This is a genomic window from Mesorhizobium sp. M0833 (assembly GCF_040319905.1).
In the GTDB taxonomy this organism is placed as follows: domain Bacteria; phylum Pseudomonadota; class Alphaproteobacteria; order Rhizobiales; family Rhizobiaceae; genus Mesorhizobium.
The window spans coordinates 47,749-63,529 of record NZ_JAMYOQ010000003.1 but is presented as its reverse complement, the minus strand read 5'-3'; the positions used below and the strand labels follow the sequence as shown (position 1 = coordinate 63,529).

Annotated in this window: 15 protein-coding genes; 8 read left to right on the top strand and 7 right to left on the bottom strand. The window is 62.2% G+C overall.

The features are described from left to right. Positions 1 to 45: 45 nt before the first annotated feature. The 4 genes from NKH98_RS04410 (at position 46) to amaB (ending at position 4,581) form a co-directional block, all read left to right on the top strand. Positions 46 to 1,167: a DNA topoisomerase IB gene (locus NKH98_RS04410; RefSeq protein ID WP_352896857.1), complete on the top strand. Its 1,122-nt coding sequence runs from the start codon at positions 46 to 48 to the stop codon at positions 1,165 to 1,167. 86 nt (positions 1,168 to 1,253) lie between these two features. Next, positions 1,254 to 1,628 (top strand): YciI family protein, encoded by a 375-nt coding sequence (locus NKH98_RS04405; RefSeq protein WP_254817007.1) that lies wholly within the window; start codon positions 1,254 to 1,256, stop codon positions 1,626 to 1,628. Next, a complete protein-coding gene (locus NKH98_RS04400; RefSeq protein WP_352896855.1) occupies positions 1,625 to 2,887 on the top strand; it encodes an RNA polymerase sigma factor in 1,263 nt (420 codons plus the stop codon). Before NKH98_RS04405 ends, NKH98_RS04400 begins: the two co-directional genes overlap by 4 nt. A gap of 182 nt (positions 2,888 to 3,069) precedes the next feature. After that, positions 3,070 to 4,581, top strand: a complete 1,512-nt coding sequence (gene amaB, locus NKH98_RS04395) for an L-piperidine-6-carboxylate dehydrogenase (RefSeq protein WP_352478432.1) — start codon at positions 3,070 to 3,072, stop codon at positions 4,579 to 4,581. A gap of 59 nt (positions 4,582 to 4,640) precedes the next feature. Here the strand turns inward: amaB and NKH98_RS04390 are convergent, their stop codons facing one another. Further along, the gene (locus tag NKH98_RS04390; RefSeq protein WP_352896853.1) at positions 4,641 to 5,504 is read right to left on the bottom strand and encodes a hypothetical protein; all 864 of its coding nucleotides are present in this window, start codon (positions 5,502 to 5,504) and stop codon (positions 4,641 to 4,643) included. Between the two features lie 710 nt (positions 5,505 to 6,214). Here NKH98_RS04390 and NKH98_RS04385 point away from each other — a divergent pair. Next, on the top strand, positions 6,215 to 7,027 hold the full coding sequence (locus NKH98_RS04385; RefSeq protein ID WP_254817010.1) for a nucleotidyltransferase family protein: 813 nt from the start codon (positions 6,215 to 6,217) through the stop codon (positions 7,025 to 7,027). Then, on the top strand, positions 7,020 to 7,772 hold the full coding sequence (locus NKH98_RS04380; protein WP_352478321.1) for a metallophosphoesterase family protein: 753 nt from the start codon (positions 7,020 to 7,022) through the stop codon (positions 7,770 to 7,772). Before NKH98_RS04385 ends, NKH98_RS04380 begins: the two co-directional genes overlap by 8 nt. A 64-nt stretch (positions 7,773 to 7,836) precedes the next feature. On the opposite strand, the gene NKH98_RS04375 is transcribed toward NKH98_RS04380, so the two are convergent. The 3 genes from NKH98_RS04375 to NKH98_RS04365 form a co-directional block, all read right to left on the bottom strand. Continuing rightward, positions 7,837 to 8,001 (bottom strand): hypothetical protein, encoded by a 165-nt coding sequence (locus tag NKH98_RS04375; RefSeq protein ID WP_352478323.1) that lies wholly within the window; start codon positions 7,999 to 8,001, stop codon positions 7,837 to 7,839. Positions 8,002 to 8,094: 93 nt separating this feature from the next. Continuing rightward, on the bottom strand, positions 8,095 to 9,708 hold the full coding sequence (locus NKH98_RS04370; RefSeq protein ID WP_352896851.1) for a DHA2 family efflux MFS transporter permease subunit: 1,614 nt from the start codon (positions 9,706 to 9,708) through the stop codon (positions 8,095 to 8,097). Next, positions 9,705 to 10,808, bottom strand: coding sequence for an HlyD family secretion protein (locus NKH98_RS04365; protein ID WP_352896849.1), 1,104 nt, complete (start codon positions 10,806 to 10,808; stop codon positions 9,705 to 9,707). Before NKH98_RS04365 ends, NKH98_RS04370 begins: the two co-directional genes overlap by 4 nt. A 349-nt stretch (positions 10,809 to 11,157) precedes the next feature. Here NKH98_RS04365 and NKH98_RS04360 point away from each other — a divergent pair, with 349 nt between their 5' ends. Beyond that, the gene (locus NKH98_RS04360; protein ID WP_254817079.1) at positions 11,158 to 11,589 is read left to right on the top strand and encodes a hypothetical protein; all 432 of its coding nucleotides are present in this window, start codon (positions 11,158 to 11,160) and stop codon (positions 11,587 to 11,589) included. Between the two features lie 263 nt (positions 11,590 to 11,852). Here NKH98_RS04360 and NKH98_RS04355 read toward each other — a convergent pair whose 3' ends face one another. The 3 genes from NKH98_RS04355 to NKH98_RS04345 all read right to left on the bottom strand — a co-directional run bounded on the left by NKH98_RS04355 (position 11,853) and on the right by NKH98_RS04345 (position 14,374). Continuing rightward, positions 11,853 to 13,043, bottom strand: a complete 1,191-nt coding sequence (locus NKH98_RS04355; protein ID WP_352800050.1) for an NADH-quinone oxidoreductase subunit D — start codon at positions 13,041 to 13,043, stop codon at positions 11,853 to 11,855. A gap of 66 nt (positions 13,044 to 13,109) precedes the next feature. Beyond that, entirely contained in the window at positions 13,110 to 13,535 is a 426-nt protein-coding gene (locus tag NKH98_RS04350) for a hypothetical protein (protein ID WP_254817016.1), read from the bottom strand. A 164-nt stretch (positions 13,536 to 13,699) separates the two neighbouring features. Further along, on the bottom strand, positions 13,700 to 14,374 hold the full coding sequence (locus tag NKH98_RS04345) for a DUF2161 domain-containing phosphodiesterase (RefSeq protein ID WP_352478434.1): 675 nt from the start codon (positions 14,372 to 14,374) through the stop codon (positions 13,700 to 13,702). 336 nt (positions 14,375 to 14,710) lie between these two features. Here NKH98_RS04345 and NKH98_RS04340 point away from each other — a divergent pair, with 336 nt between their 5' ends. Then, positions 14,711 to 15,538 (top strand): phosphogluconate dehydrogenase C-terminal domain-containing protein, encoded by an 828-nt coding sequence (locus NKH98_RS04340; RefSeq protein WP_254817017.1) that lies wholly within the window; start codon positions 14,711 to 14,713, stop codon positions 15,536 to 15,538. The last annotated feature ends 243 nt before the right edge of the window (positions 15,539 to 15,781 follow it).

The following is a 15,781-nucleotide window of genomic DNA, read 5'->3' as shown; positions in this document are numbered from 1 at the left end:
CGCAGCCGGCAAGCGGCTTATCTACGGAAATTCCGTGGAGAGGACATGCTGGACAAATCCGGATCGTCGTCTGGCCAATCGGCTGTGAGGAAAGCTGCACCAAAGAACGGGGTGCGGCAGAATGGAGCGCCGGAGAACGGCGCGCAAGCCTCGGCCGTTCGGGCCTCGCTCAATTATGTCATCGACACTGAACCCGGTATTCGCCGGCTGCGTTCGGGCAAGGGGTTCTCGTACAAAGGACCCGACGGGCGGATTGTCGACGGGGAGGCGCTGGCACGCATCAAGGCGCTCGCCATCCCCCCGGCCTGGACGGATGTCTGGATCTCGCCGGATGCCGACGGTCACATCCAGGCGACCGGTCGGGACCAGCGCGGGCGCAAGCAATACCGCTATCATCCGCACTGGGCCGAGGAGCGCGACGGCGTCAAATATTCGAGCCTGGTCGCCTTCGCCGAAGGCCTGCCCGAACTGCGGCGGCAGATCGACGTCGATTTGCGCCGTCACGGCCTGCCGCTGGAACGCGTCGTGGCGGCTATAGTCTGGTTGCTCGACAACACGATGATCCGTGTCGGCAATGCCGCCTATGCACGCGACAACAAGAGTTTTGGGCTGACCACGCTGCGGGACCGCCATGTCGACATCAGGGGCTCAAGCCTGCGTTTTGCCTTCGTCGGCAAATCCGGCAAGGAATGGAGATTGAAGCTTGTCGATCGCCGGATTGCCAAGGTCGTGCGTGGAGCGCAGGACCTGCCGGGGCAGAAGTTGTTTCAGTATCTCGACGAGGACGGAAACAGGCATCCGGTGCGCTCAGACGACGTCAACCGCTATATCAGGGAAAACGCCGGAGCGGAGTTCAGCTCCAAGCACTTCAGAACCTGGGGCGGCACCATTCATGCCGCGTCGCTGTTTGCCCAAACCGAACGTCCCGAAAGCCAGGCGCAGCAAAAGCGGGTGATGAACAATGTCATCGACAAGGTTGCCGAGCGGCTCGGCAACACACGCGCGGTCTGTCGCCAATGCTACATCCATCCAGAAGTGTTCCGTGCCTGGTCGGAAGGACGGCTGCTTGACGAAATGGCGGATGCCAACAAAGGCAAGCGCTCGGTCGCCGGGCTCGACGACGAGGAGGCCCTGGTCTTGAGATGGCTGAAGGCGAGAGAGAGCTGACGTCGGACCGCAGCGTATTTTTTTTGTCGACGCCATGTCGGCATCGGTCCTAGTGTTTCGTCCTTTGACAGAGAAAAGGACGAACCATGCTCTACGCGATCCTCTGCTATGCCTCTGAAGACGTCGTCTGCTCCTGGAGCAAGGAGCAGGACGATGCCGTCATGGAAAAACTTCTGGGTGTGCAGGAAAAATATGCCCAGGCGGGCCGGCTTGGCCCGGTGGCGCGGCTTTTGCCGACGACCGCGGCGACGACGCTGAGGAAGGTCAAGGGCGAATCGATCGTCATTGACGGCCCGTTTGCCGAAACCAAGGAACAGTTCCTCGGCTTCTACACGCTCGAATGCGCCGACCTCGATGAGGCCGTCGACTTCGCGCGCGAGCTTTCCGAGGTCAACCCGAGCGGCGGCTCCTACGAAATCCGGCCGGTCTCGCTCTTCAATCCCGCCAAGGTTTCCGCATGACCGAACTCGCCTGGATCAGCACGGCAATCAGCACCGCTCGCCCGCAGGCGATGGGGGCATTGCTGCGCTATTTCCGCGACCTCGACGCGGCGGAGGAAGCATTCCAGGACGCCTGCCTGAGGGCACTGAACAACTGGCCGAAAAACGGTCCTCCGCGCGATCCGGCCGCCTGGCTGATCTTCGTCGGCCGCAACAGCGGCATCGATGCGGTGCGCAAGCGCGCCAAGCAGGCGCCGCTGCCGGAGGAGGACCAGATCTCCGACCTGGAAGATGCCGAGAGCGACGTCGCCGAGCGGCTGGACGGGGCGCATTACCGTGACGATATTTTGCGGCTGCTGTTCATCTGCTGCCATCCAGACCTGCCGGCCACACAGCAGATCGCCGTGGCGTTGCGCATCGTCTCCGGCCTGACGGTCAAGCAGATCGCGCGCGCCTTCCTCGTCGGTGAGAGCGCCATGGAGCAGCGTATCACGCGCGCCAAGGCGCGCATCGCCGACGCCGGGGTGCCGTTCGAGACACCGGGAGCGGTCGAGCGCTCCGAACGGCTCGCCGCCGTCGCTGCCATGGTCTACCTGATCTTCAACGAAGGCTATTCCAGCAATAGCGGCGAGGCATCGGCGCGTGCGCCGCTTTGCGAAGAGGCGATCCGGCTGGCCCGGCTGCTGCTCAGGCTGTTCCAGACCGAGCCGGAGATCATGGGACTGACGGCGCTGTTGCTGCTGCAGCATGCACGCTCGCCTGCCCGCTTCGACGAGAACGGCGAGATCGTGCTGCTCGAAGACCAGGACCGCAGCCTGTGGAGCCGCAAGATGATCGATGAAGGCCTGGCGCTGGTCGATAAGGCGTTGCGCCATCGCAAGCCCGGTCCCTACCAGGTGCAAGCGGCGATCGCCGCACTGCATGCGCGGGCGGAAAAGCCCGAGGATACGGACTGGAACGAGATCGACCTGCTCTACGGCCTGCTCGAGCAGATGCAGCCGTCGCCGGTGGTGACGCTCAACCGCGCCGTCGCGGTCTCCAAGGTGCGTGGACCGGAAGCCGCACTCGCCATGATCGAGCCGCTGGAGGGAAGGCTTTCCGGCTATTTCCATTTCTTCGGCCTCAAAGGCGGACTGCTGATGCAGCTTGACCGCGGCGAGGAGGCGCGCGTCGCTTTCGACCGCGCCATCGCGCTTGCCAATACCGCCGCCGAGGCAGCGCATATCCGCATGCATATCGACCGGCTGATGAAAGAAGGCGCCAAGCAAACGGCGCATTGATCCGACGCCTTCGCCTGGTTCAACGGTCTGACCTTTGGTTAGACCATGCCGGGGTGGCGATTTTTCCCTGAAGCGAGTAATGCCACGCCATGACAGCGCCTGGTGTGCCGACCGGCAGGGGCGGGTATGGCGCCAGGCTTGGCCCGACGCCATATGAGCGACGGGATCTGAAAGGGATGAAAATGACGATTGCGAAGGAAACGGCCGGGCTTCTGGCGAAACTGGGCGTTGCCGAAGGCGCGCTCACGGGCGGCGACCTCATCGTGCGCAGCCCGGTGACCGGCGAGCAGATCGCCGCGCTGAAGACCATCTCGCCGGCCGATGCGACGACGACCATCGACAATGCCTACAAAGCTTTCCTGGCGTGGCGGCAGGTACCAGCTCCCAAGCGTGGAGAACTGGTGCGGCTGCTCGGCGAGGAATTGCGCACACACAAGACCGAGCTTGGCCGGTTGGTGTCGATCGAAGTCGGCAAGATCCCATCCGAGGGTCTTGGCGAAGTGCAGGAGATGATCGATATCTGCGATTTCGCCGTCGGTCTTTCCCGGCAACTGTACGGCCTGACCATCGCCACCGAGCGTCCCGGCCATCGCATGATGGAAACCTGGCATCCGCTCGGCGTCGTCGGGGTCATCTCGGCCTTCAACTTTCCGGTCGCGGTATGGTCGTGGAACGCTGCACTTGCGCTGGTCTGCGGCGACGCGGTGGTGTGGAAGCCGTCCGAGAAGACACCGCTGACGGCGCTCGCCTGCGAAGCGATCTTCAAGCGTGCAGCAGAGCGTTTCGGCGATGCGCCGAAGGGGCTGGCGCCGGTTCTGATCGGCGATCGCGCCGTCGGCGAGATCCTGGTCGATCATCCCAAGGTGCCGCTGGTCTCGGCCACCGGCTCGACGCGCATGGGCAGGGATGTCGGACCACGGCTGGCGAAGCGCTTTGCCCGTGCCGTGCTGGAGCTCGGCGGCAACAATGCCGGCATCGTCTGCCCGACGGCCGATCTCGACATGGCGCTCCGCGCCATCGCCTTCGGCGCCATGGGCACGGCCGGCCAGCGCTGCACGACGCTCAGGCGCCTGTTCGTGCATGAGAGCGTCTACGACCAGCTCGTTCCTCGCCTGAAGAAGGCTTATGAAAGCGTCTCGGTCGGCAATCCGCTGGAGACAAGCGCGCTGGTCGGCCCGCTGATCGACAAGGCTGCCTACGAGAATATGCAGAAGGCGCTGGAGGAGGCGGCTTCGCATGGCGGTAAGATAACCGGCGGAATGCGGGTCGAGAACGGCCATCCCGAGGCCTACTATGTGCGTCCGGCGCTGGTCGAAATGCCGCGGCAGGTTTCGCCAGTGACGGAGGAGACCTTCGCGCCCATCCTCTACGTCATGAAATATTCGGACTTCGACGCCGTGCTAGAAGAACACAATGCGGTGGGAGCGGGGCTGTCATCATCGATCTTTACCCGCGACCTGCAGGAATCCGAGCGCTTTCTTGGCGTCGACGGATCGGACTGCGGCATCGCCAACGTCAATATAGGCACGTCAGGGGCCGAAATCGGCGGCGCCTTCGGTGGCGAGAAGGAAACCGGCGGCGGCCGCGAGAGCGGCTCCGATGCCTGGAAGGCCTATATGCGGCGCGCTACCAATACGGTGAATTATTCCAAGGCGCTGCCGCTTGCGCAGGGCGTGTCGTTCGATATCGATTGAAATGCCAGACCTTCGTCGCGGCGGCTCCAAGCCCGCCACGACGGCGTTCGGCTCGCGGTTCAGCTGGCGTCGGGAGTTACAACACAACTGTCGAAGGCTGCATCGATGATGGCGAGCTTGACCGCCTGGGCGGTCATGTATTCCTGATAGAACTCGCTCGACACCCACATGACCGAATGACCGCGCTGGCCCAGCCAGCCAATGCTGCCAAGTTCTTCGGCAGCGCGCAATTTGCGTGACAGGTGGGTCCGGGAAAGCTTGAGCCAGTTCGCGAAATCTCCGATTGAGACCACACCAGTCGGAATTCGGTCCAGGTCGGCATGATCGGGATCGACGCCGGACATCAGCCAATCCATGACGATGCCGCCATTGTCGAGCCAGGTGAACAAGGAAAAGGTCTGTCTTGGCTCGCGCACGGCATGCGACGAAAGCAGGCCGTCGGCCACCAGCGGCTGCAGTTTGGCGAGCACGTCCGGTTGTGCGACGAATGCAGCCAGTCGAGATCCACCGTCCAAGCTGTCCAGCGTTTTCAGATGAGCCATGACCCAGCCGGCAACCGTCTCCAGAGTGCCCGCGACCGGCTCAAAGGGGCGGATGCGCCCGTATTTAATCGGCAGATGCCGGATGAAACCGTAATGCAGCATCTCCTTCAGGAAGGCATCGGCGGTGTTGCGGCTGGCCACCGAATGCCGGCGGATTCCGTCCATGAACCGTGCGGACGTAAGTCCTTTGCGATGGTCGTCCGACTCTCGATCGAAATACAAGGCAAGGCCGATGTGGGCCATCAGCCAGCGTTGTTGCGTGGCGAACACCGAAGCCAGCCGCGGGTTCGCTTCATAGGTCTGGAGCAGCGTCCCCGACTGAGCCTGGACGTGCCGACGCAATGCCGGATGGCTGGCAATGTCTTCAGAAACCAGCGCCATCCCCGGCGAGCCCAACCAAATTTGCAACTGGAAGTACCGGTCACAATTTCAGCCTTCGCGGACCGTGTCCAGAGCCGGCGCATCAGGATACGAGCTGAATCCCGCCGGCTAGCAATTACGCGACTTGGTCGCCGAGGCCCCGATCTCGCGACGCTGATCTTGCCGCGCGAGACTAGCCTGCTTGAACCCATAATGGTGGCTTCGCCTGGCCAGCCCGCATTCCCCGACGGAGAGGCGGAACCAACACCAGTTTTGCTCGTTGAAGAACGCCGATTGGACTGAGACAGTGAGGAATTACAAAATGGAGAATGGGCTTTTCGCCACGCCGCCTGCAGCGTTCCGAAAAACAGAGTCGGTTTGGCTACGGGCGCTCAAGTGGCTGTTACGCCGGGTGCGCAGCGCCTCCGACAGCTCCGGAACCATGTTGAAGCCAATCCTTGCTGGACCGGAGGATGGCGGGGTCCATTCCGCCTCGACGCGTTTGAGCCGATCTCGACGCGTTTGAGGCCGACCGCGCTGCGATTTTGACTCCAAAAATAGCCGCTCACATATTTTTTCTTTTTATGGCCGCCGCCGCAACCTCGCCCATAGCCGCTTCGAAGGCCGGCCACGGCGGCGTGTCGGCCTGATGCAGCAGGCGGGAACCATCGGGCATGCTTGGCTATTAGATACAGGCGGCTGCTGGTCTGCCGAGCCAGGAGTCACTGCTTATGATCATCGATCCCCCACCGAAAAGCGCCATCCCGGCATCAGTTCCGTCGGTCGATCCAAAAGCCGCCCCGACGCCTCGCAATGCCGAAGCAGAGGTCTTTTATATCGAAGCGATCCGCGAGCTTGTCGCGACCGGCATCCCCTTTCTCGTCGCCGGCACCTATGCCGTAAGCGCCTATACCGGGATCACCCGCCCGACCAAGGATCTGGACATTTTCTGCAAGGCCGGCGACTGCGCGCGCATCCTCGCCCATTTCAAGCAGATCGGCTACGCCGTCGTGGTTGAGGACGACCGGTGGCTCGGCAAAGTGTTCAAGGGCACGCATTTTTTCGACGTCATCTTCACCTCGATGAACGGCACAATGCCTGTCGACGACCAGTGGCTGGAGCATGCTCGCCAGGCCGAATTACTGGGCAGCCAGGTGCGGATCATCGGCCCAACCGAGCTTATCTGGTCCAAATGCTTCATCCAGGATCGTGGCCGCCACGATGGGGCCGACGTCGCGCATACCATCCTCAAGGCGCACGACCAGATCGACTGGCAAAGGCTGCTTTCCTACATGGAAGTCCATTGGGAAGTTCTGCTGATGCATCTCTTGAACTTCCGATGGATCTATCCGACGGAGCGCGACCGGGTGCCCGCGTGGCTGCTCGACGAACTGCTTGACCGGCTGGCCAAGCAGCGCGAATTGCCGCCTTCCCGGATGCGGATCTGCCGCGGGCGCATGCTTTCACGAACCGACTATGAGATCGACGTCAAGCAATGGGGCTTTGCCGACGTCGGCGGTGAAGGAGAATATAGCGATGGCTGACGGGCTCGAATCTGCTTCGGCAAAGGCGGAAAATGGCGGCACTCTCAAGGTCGCCGCCATCGGCGATCTGCATGTCGGCAAGGAGGACCAGGCCTCGTACCGCGACCTTTTCGGCGAGATGTCGCGTGAAGCCCAGGTTCTCGTGCTGACGGGCGACCTTACCAATCTCGGCAAGCCTAGGGAGGCCGAAATCCTTGCCGAGGAACTGCGTGCCTGCACGATCCCGGTCGTCGCCGTGCTTGGCAACCACGACTATGAGTCGGGCGCCGTCGAGCAGGTTACCGATATTCTGCGCCAGGCGGGCGTTCACCTCCTCGATGGCGAGGCGACGGAGATTCACGAGGTCGGGTTCGTGGGGGTCAAGGGTTTCGTTGGCGGTTTCGGGTCGCGCATGCTCGGCTCCTTCGGCGAACCGGCCATCAAGTCGATGGTGGCGGAAAGCGTGAACGAAGCGATGCGGCTTGAAAACGCGATGCGGCAGGTGCGCGCCAAACGCACGCTTGTCGTTCTGCACTACGCGCCTGTCGTCGAGACGGTCGAAGGCGAGCCGCTGGAGATCTTCCCGTTTCTCGGTTCGTCACGTCTGGCCGAGACGATAGACCGGTTCCAGGTCAGCGCGGTTGTGCATGGTCATGCGCATCGCGGCGCTTACGAGGGCCGCACGCCGGGCGGGGCGTCGGTCTATAACGTTGCCATGCATGTCGCCAAGCCGACCGGCCGCCCCTACGCCATGCTCGAAATCTGACAGGCGGCGCCACTGGCGCAGGCAATCGCAGTACACACTGCAGAACGATCACGGCAATTGCCGGCTAAAAAGCCGTCCGCTTCGGTGGAATGTCGTTTTCATCCGGGTTGGGAACGGGGTCCTCGTCGGGGAGCCTGTCGGGGTCCGGCTCACGCACGGGCTTGGGATCGGGAATAGGAGGCGGTGGCACCGGCGTCGGTGTCGGCTCGGGTGTGGGAATAGTGGCCATCGTAATCATCTCCTCTTGGCGCAGAACAACGCAACAGGTCGGCTGGTTCCCGGCTTGCCCGTTTTTGGAAAACCACACCGTCGCACTTGCCGGTCAGCCCATTTCGGGATTCGGCTGGCTGCCACCCGACTTGCTTGGCCGCAGCAGCAGCGCCAGCGGAACCAGCAGGGCGGTTGCCACCGCGCAGTAGCGGAAGACATCGACATAGGCGAGCAGCGTGGCCTGGCGGGCGATCAACTGACCAAGCCAGCCGATCGCCTGCTGCTTCGCCTCGACCATCGGCGAACCCTGGGCGACGAAATGCTCAGTCGCCTGCCGAAGCGCCTGCTGATAGGCGGGCGACGATTGCACGGTGTGGCCGACCAGATTCGATTGATGGATCTGGGAGCTTTGCGCAATGACGGTGTTGGACAGCGAGACGCCGATGCTGCCGCCGATATTGCGTGCAACGTTGATCAGCGCCGATGCCTGGTTGGTCTTCTGCGGGGGCAGGCCGACATAGGCCGCGGTTGAAATGGGAATGAACAGGAACGGCAGCCCGACCATCAGGAAGACACGGGCAAAGGCAAAGAAGCGGAAGCTGGCGTCCGGAGTAAGCGAGGTCATGTGCCAAAGGGCCACTGCGACCACCGACATGCCCATCATGATCAGATATTTGGGCTGCACGATGCTGCCTACAAATCCGGACACCGGCATCAAGATCAGCATGGCGATGCCGCCCGGCATCATCGAAAGGCCCGAGAGCGTCGCGGTGTAGGCAAATGTCGTCTGCTGCAGCTGCGGCACGATCTGGGTGGTGCTGAACAGGATAGCACCGACTGCCATCATGACCAGGAACGCCGTGCCGAACTGGCGCGTGAATAATAGGCGCATGTCGACGACCGGATCGCTGCGACTGATTTCCCATGGGATAAGCAGCAGGAACGCGATCGCGGAAATCACTGCGAAAGTGGTGATGAAATTCGAGGCGAACCAATCGTAGCGCTGGCCCCGGTCGAGAAAGATCTCCAAGCACCCCAAGGCTATCGCCACCAGGACGAAACCGACCCCATCGATCTTAAGGCCGCCTTTCAGCCGTTCCTTGCGTTCGCGTTCGAGTACGTCCGGTTCGACCAACAACCACTGCACCAGCGCCAGCGACAGGATGCCGAACGGCACGTTGATGAAGAAGATCCAGTGCCAGGAGAAATGGTCCGTCAGCCAGCCGCCGATCGTCGGCCCGACCGTCGGCGCGACGATGACCGCAATGCCGTAAAGCGCGAAGGCCTGCGAGCGCTTTTCTGGCGGGAAGGTATCGGCAAGGATCGATTGCTCGCTTGGCGCCATGCCGCCGCCGCCGAGTCCCTGAAGGACCCTGAACAGGATGAGCAGTTCCAGGTTGGGCGCCAGTCCGCACAGCAGCGACGCGACGGTGAAGGTCGCAACGCAGAGCATGTAGTAGCGCTTGCGGCCGATGACGTTTGCCAGCCAGCCGCTGACCGGGATGATCACCGAGTTGGCAACGAGATAGGTGGTAATCACCCAGGTGCTTTCGTCCATTCCGGCCGCCAGGCTGCCGGCGATATTGCGCAGGGCGACATTGGCGATCGAGGTGTCCAGCACCAGCATGAAAGTGGCGATGGAGACGACGACGGCGATAAGCCAGGGATTGTGCGTCCCGGCGGCGGATCGGCTTTCGCCCTGATTTCTGGCGGTTTCGCCGTTCATCGCACCTTGACCGTCGGCACCACCGACAGACCTGGACCGAGAAGCACATCCGGCGGCTTGTCGAAGACGATCTTGACCGGCACGCGCTGCACCACCTTGACGTAATTGCCGGTGGCATTTTCAGCCGGCAGGAGGCTGAAGGCGGTGCCGCTGCCGGCCTGGATGCTGTCGACGCGGCCATGGAAGGACTTGTCCGGGTAGGCGTCGATGTCGATGTCGACCGGCTGTCCCTGCCGCATCAGATCGAGCTGCGTCTCCTTGAAGTTGGCCTTCACCCAGACCTCGTCGGGAACGAACATCATCAATACCTGGCCGGGTTGGGCGTAGGTGCCGTTCGCGGCGGAAATGCTCGTTGCGCGCCCGGCTGCGGGTGCTGTGATAGTCGTGCGCGACAGCGTCGTGCGGGCTTGCTCCTGGCTGGCCTTGGCCTGCTCGAGCTGAGCCTCGGCGCTCCTGGCCTGTGCCTGCAAGACCGAAACCTGGCTTTTTGCCGAGGCGACATTGGCCTCGGCGCTGTCCAGCGCGGCCTGGTCCTGACGCAACGTCGATGCCGCCTGCTGCGCCTGCTGCTGCGTTGCCGTGCCCCTGGCCAGGAGTTCGCGGTTGCGTTGATCCTCGGCCTTGGCGAAATCCAGCGCTGCCTTAGCCTGGGCAACCTGCCTCTGGGCAGCGTTCACCTTCGCGTTTTGAGCCTCGATCTGGGCGGTGACGTTGACGATTGCGGCCTCGGCCGCAGCGACGCCGGCATCGGCCTGCTTCAGGTTTGCCTGATAGTCGCTGTCAGCGATACGCAGGAGGACATCGCCGGCCTGCACATGCTGATTGTCGGTAACCGCCAGCTCGGTAACGCGACCCGCTATTTGCGCGCCGATCGTCACCGTGCGCGCGTCTATGAAGGCGTCGTCGGTCGATTCGTACTGGCGAGCGTTCAGCCACCAGATCGCGATGCCTGCCGCGCCCAGCAACAGCGCAAGTGCTATCGCTGCGGCCGCATAGGGATGGCGCCTGGGAAAGCCGAGCAGACCGGCCTTTCGTTGCGAGGCATTCCCGTCGGGCTGTTCCTGCCGGGGCTCTGCCGATCGCCCACGAGATTCTCGCACCCGGGCCGGTTGCTCCCGAGTTTCATTTACAGGCTCGACGTCTTGTTCGACGCTTTGAGGCTTCGTGTCCAACGGAATTGCTTTCAAGACTGATATTGCAGCCGCCGAAGCGGACGCAAAGCCAAACGGCAAGCTTCCGCAAAAGTTCCTGTCCGGAATGGGGTGGTCGGGTTAACGGGTCGACATCGAACCCACCGAGCGGTGCCGGCGCGTTCGAACTAGAGCGCCGTTTCACCGGGTAGGTGATTCATATGCTTCATGTTGCGGCGGTCCGGCCTTGTCAGCGCTCCACGGCGCGATAATTGCTCATAAAGGCGTGGGCAAATTCACCTGTCGACAGGAGCCGACCATGAAACATCAAACACTCGACCAACTGCAAGCCGTCGCGGAAGTTGAGTCCTTCGCGGCGTATCCGGCGATGACTCGAAACCAGCGGATTGAACGTTGGGCGGAACTTCTCGAACAAAACCCGACGCGATGCCTTGGGGCGCTTCCAGGCACCGAATATATGAACAGGGAAGCGCGCGACAGATCGCGTGGTGCTGGAACGCCGCTCACCGTCGCCTTCGAGGATCCGGTTCTGCGTGCCATGGGGCTGAAGGACGATACCTATGGTGAGGCAAAGCGCTTCTTCGAACTGAGCGACCGGCAGTTGCACCAAATCGTTTGCCATTGCCATGTCGGTGCTACGATGCAAGCGCGATGGGCCGCTGCCAGGGTGCGCGGGATAGTCCGCGGCAACAGATTTGTTGCCTGGTTGAAGGGATTGATCGCGCATTGACGCGGTACGAGGGACGGCGGAACACGCGTTCTTTCCGCGCCGTGGAGAGCGCTTCCGAACTTGGAAGGGCACGTGCCACGTCGGGCCGCGCAGATTGTGAAAGTCCTCGACGCTTGGCTGCGCCTAGTCGCGGCCATGCGTCCGTTTTGATGCGAGAATTTGAGTTGGCCCGCCGCAAGTGAGAGCTGTCGTCCGACCGGCGTTCGAGCGCAGTCGAGGCAGGTGCGATCTGGCTAGGATGGACCCGCGACCCTTCGACGTGGCTAACGATCGATTTCTCCGAACACGATGTCGAGCGAGCCGATGATCGCGGCAACATCGGCGATCATATGGCCTCGGGACAGGAAATCCATCGCCTGCAGGTGAGCGAACGAAGGTGCGCGGATCTTGCATCGGTAGGGAACATTGCCTCCGTCCGACACGAGGTAGACGCCGAACTCGCCCTTCGGCGCCTCGACGGCGGCATAGACTTCACCGCTCGGCACGCGAATGCCTTCGGTGTAGAGTTTGAAATGGTGGATCGTCGCTTCCATCGAGCGCTTCATCGTGGCACGCGGCGGCGGCGTGATCTTGTGGTTCGGGATCGCGACCGGTCCCTGGCCTTCGGGTGAGCGCAACTTTTCCAGGCATTGCCGCATGATCCGCACCGACTGGCGCATTTCCTCCATGCGTACGAGATAGCGGTCGTAGCAGTCGCCATGCTTGCCGACCGGAATATCGAAATCCATCTCCGAATAGCATTCGTATGGCTGCGCCTTGCGCAAATCCCAGGATGCCCCCGATCCGCGCACCATCACGCCGGAAAAGCCCCAGGCCCAGGCATCATCGAGGCCGATCACGCCGACATCGACATTGCGCTGTTTGAAGATGCGGTTCTCGGTCAACAGCTCGTCGAGATTGTCGCAGACCTTGAGGAACGGATCGCAGAACTTCCAGATGTCGTCGAGGAGTTCCGGCGGCAGATCCTGATGCACGCCGCCGACCCTGAAATAATTCGCGTGCATGCGGGCGCCGGACGCGCGCTCATAAAAGACCATCAGCTTCTCGCGCTCGGCGAAACCCCAGAGCGGCGGCGTCAGCGCGCCGATGTCCATGGCTTGCGTGGTGACGTTGAGGAGGTGCGACAGCAGCCGGCCTATTTCGCAGAAAAGCACGCGAATGAGCTGTCCGCGTTTCGGAACCGATATTTCGAGGAGCTTCTCGGCGGCGAGACAGAATGCATGCTCCTGGTTCATCGGCGCGACGTAGTCGAGCCGGTCGAAATAGGGCAAGGCCTGCAGGTAGTTCTTGTATTCGATGAGCTTTTCGGTGCCGCGATGCAGCAGGCCGATATGGGGATCGGCGCGTTCCACGATCTCGCCGTCGAGTTCGAGCACCAGCCGCAGGACGCCGTGAGCGGAGGGATGTTGTGGCCCGAAATTGATGGTGAAGTTGCGAACTGCAGCCTCGACCATGACAGTCCTCCGCGATCAGGCGGGCTTTGGTTCCGTGCCGGAGCCGGCTTGTCCGCTTTCAGCCGCTCACGTTGTCGTCTGGATGATCAGCGTCAGCGTGCCGTCGCCGTCGATATTGGCCGCCACGACCTGCGTGGAATTGAGCCCGTTCGCCGCCAGTGCCGATGCCGCCTGCGGCGATGCGTCGATCGAACTTTGCAGGATGCGCAAATCCTCGGCGCTGGTCTGGGTGACGACGGCCTCCGCCTGTGCCTTGATGTCAGGAGGCAGATCCTCCATCGCCACGATTGTCACTGCGGTGAAATTCTGGGCGGAGAAGGCATCGTCCGGTGTAGCCTGGTCGGGAGTGGTCCCTTGGGGCGTGGCTTGCTCCGGCAAGGTTTGCGGCGCCGTCGGCGGCACAGGGGCAAGCTCTGGTCCCACGGATTGCGCATAGACCGGCGAGGCAAGGGCCAGTGCCGAAAGTGTGGCAATTGTCGTCGATAGGCGCATGGCCGTTCCTTCCGTTTGCTCAGCGGACGATCAATTCGGTGACGACAAAACCATCGTGTCGAAATATGGTTCCGTGACTGAGGTGCTGTCTTGTACTGAGTGCTGTCTGGCCGAAAGCCGTGATTGTCGCGGAGAGCAGGGCGCGAAATCCGGCGTTGCCTGTCTCAGGCAGCGGCGTGGCTGCGATCGGGCTGCGGCCAGCGCTGCAAGGCTTCACGGCCCTGAGCGGTCAGTTCGTAGATCCCGCGATCGGTGCGCGCGAACCAGCGATACACGTTGTGCAGCAGAATCTTAGGTGCGTTCGGCAGGTTGGGCTTCAAGTCACGCGGCCGTTTTGGGCCGTCGGCGAGTGCTGCGGCGCATGCCAGTGCCTGCTGGCGATAAGCGGTCATGATCGGCGCACGTGAGCCGCCGCCGGCGACAGGATCGCCCTGCCGACGCCGATGTTCGTCGATTAGTTTCGAGCGGCGCCGGGGATCCCGACGCGGAGCCAATGCCGTCGGGCTGAGCAGCACCTGAACCTCGCCGTTCGGTCGCACGCCAAGCAGGCCAAAGCCGAGCCGACGGCAGAGATTGCGGTATCTCACATCGCTCTCGCGGCCCTTGCCACGGGCCGACATGCATGCCGCGAGCCAGACCTCGTCGCTCGCCGCCATACGGTCGACGCCCTGGAGGATGAGCTCGAGATTGAACTTCAGCTTCAGCTCGCAGATGACGACGATCGGTGGAGAGTCGGCACTCAGCGCCAGCAGGTCGCAGCCGCCGATCTCGCCCTTGACCATAAATCCCAGGCCTTCAAGGAAGGCCTTGACCGGGCTGTAGAGTGAAGTTTCGAGCATGGGCCTTTTGTTGGCTGCGAATCATCCCGCCGATCCGCGGTTCAGCGCGATGATCGCGCTTTGCCGTTGAACAGGAGGTAAACGACGGCCAAACAAATGGTCAGAGCAGTGCCGCGGCCGCTTGCGAATTTGGTATGCTGGTATAATGTGTACCTGAGGTAGCATGCTCCGCGTAGCTGCGCTGGACATCCGGGCGCCCGAGACATCGTCCAGGCATCGTCATTTGAGCGGCGGCTTCCCCGCGTTTTTTAATCCGCCAGCCGGCGGCAATGTGCATACAGGTCAATGGGATGACGATCGGTAGGGCCGTCGTTGGAATTCAGGAGTAACGGACATATGACAACGATTGCGCTGTTTGGTGCAGGCGGCAAAATGGGTTACCGTCTGTCGACCAATTTTCGCGGATCTTCCTATACGATACGCCATGTCGAGGTCAGCGACGCCGGCCGCGAGCGGCTGAAGTCGGGCCTCGGCATCGATGCCGTCAGCGCCGATGAGGCGCTTGATGGCGCCGATGTGGTGATCCTGGCGGTGCCGGACACGCACATCGGCAAGGTCGCGGCGAGTATCGAGAGCAAGCTTGCGTCAGGCACGATGGTCGTCGTGCTCGACGCCGCGGCACCTTTCGCCGGGCATTTGCCGAAGCGGCCGGACCTGACCTATTTCGTCACCCACCCCTGCCATCCGCCGATCTTCAACGACGAGACCGACATGGCGGCCAAGAAGGACTATTTCGGCGGCGTCAAGGCCAAGCAGCATATGGTCAGCGCCTTGATGCAAGGACCGGAGGAGGATTTCGCCAAGGGTGAGGCGATCGCAAAGATCATCTGGGCGCCGGTCATGCGCTCCCATCGCGTCACTGTCGATCAGATGGCCCTGCTCGAGCCCGGCCTTTCGGAAACGGTATGCGCTTCGCTGCTCGTCGTCATGAAAGAGGCGGTCGACGAGGTGGTGGCGCGCGGGGTCGACAAGCAGGCGGCGCTCGACTTCCTGCTTGGTCATATGAACGTGCTTGGCGCCGTCATCTTCGGCGAGACCAAAGGCGTGTTCTCCGACGCATGCAACAAGGCGATAGAGTTCGGCAAGCCGGTTCTGATGCGCGACGACTGGAAACGGGTGTTCGAGCCGGAGGAGATTGCCGCGAGCATCCAGCGCATCACTTGAGGGCAGCGACGCGTCTTTCGGAACATGTCACCTGAAATTGTCATTGACTCATTATACCAGTTGCCTTAGCTGTTCGATGGATCGAACCGTCAAGCTTCGCAGCAGGCTCAGGGGCTGGATGAGTGGAGGATAGTGGGAAGCGATCCGTCGAAGTGAAGCCGGCAAAGGCTTGTGAATCTGACGCGACCCGCCGCCTACGGCCGGCTAGCGAAATCGAATGCATATAGCCTTGGGACAAGGCGC

Excerpts from the sequence above, each read along its gene's own strand:
- NKH98_RS04410 (WP_352896857.1), top strand. The coding sequence starts at position 46 with ATGCTGGACAAATCCGGATCGTCGTCTGGCCAATCGGCTGTGAGGAAA.
- NKH98_RS04405 (WP_254817007.1), top strand. The coding sequence starts at position 1,254 with ATGCTCTACGCGATCCTCTGCTATGCCTCTGAAGACGTCGTCTGCTCC.
- NKH98_RS04400 (WP_352896855.1), top strand. The coding sequence starts at position 1,625 with ATGACCGAACTCGCCTGGATCAGCACGGCAATCAGCACCGCTCGCCCG.
- amaB (WP_352478432.1), top strand. The coding sequence starts at position 3,070 with ATGACGATTGCGAAGGAAACGGCCGGGCTTCTGGCGAAACTGGGCGTT.
- NKH98_RS04390 (WP_352896853.1), bottom strand. The coding sequence starts at position 5,504 with ATGGCGCTGGTTTCTGAAGACATTGCCAGCCATCCGGCATTGCGTCGG.
- NKH98_RS04385 (WP_254817010.1), top strand. The coding sequence starts at position 6,215 with ATGATCATCGATCCCCCACCGAAAAGCGCCATCCCGGCATCAGTTCCG.
- NKH98_RS04380 (WP_352478321.1), top strand. The coding sequence starts at position 7,020 with ATGGCTGACGGGCTCGAATCTGCTTCGGCAAAGGCGGAAAATGGCGGC.
- NKH98_RS04375 (WP_352478323.1), bottom strand. The coding sequence starts at position 8,001 with ATGGCCACTATTCCCACACCCGAGCCGACACCGACGCCGGTGCCACCG.
- NKH98_RS04370 (WP_352896851.1), bottom strand. The coding sequence starts at position 9,708 with ATGAACGGCGAAACCGCCAGAAATCAGGGCGAAAGCCGATCCGCCGCC.
- NKH98_RS04360 (WP_254817079.1), top strand. The coding sequence starts at position 11,158 with ATGAAACATCAAACACTCGACCAACTGCAAGCCGTCGCGGAAGTTGAG.
- NKH98_RS04355 (WP_352800050.1), bottom strand. The coding sequence starts at position 13,043 with ATGGTCGAGGCTGCAGTTCGCAACTTCACCATCAATTTCGGGCCACAA.
- NKH98_RS04350 (WP_254817016.1), bottom strand. The coding sequence starts at position 13,535 with ATGCGCCTATCGACGACAATTGCCACACTTTCGGCACTGGCCCTTGCC.
- NKH98_RS04345 (WP_352478434.1), bottom strand. The coding sequence starts at position 14,374 with ATGCTCGAAACTTCACTCTACAGCCCGGTCAAGGCCTTCCTTGAAGGC.
- NKH98_RS04340 (WP_254817017.1), top strand. The coding sequence starts at position 14,711 with ATGACAACGATTGCGCTGTTTGGTGCAGGCGGCAAAATGGGTTACCGT.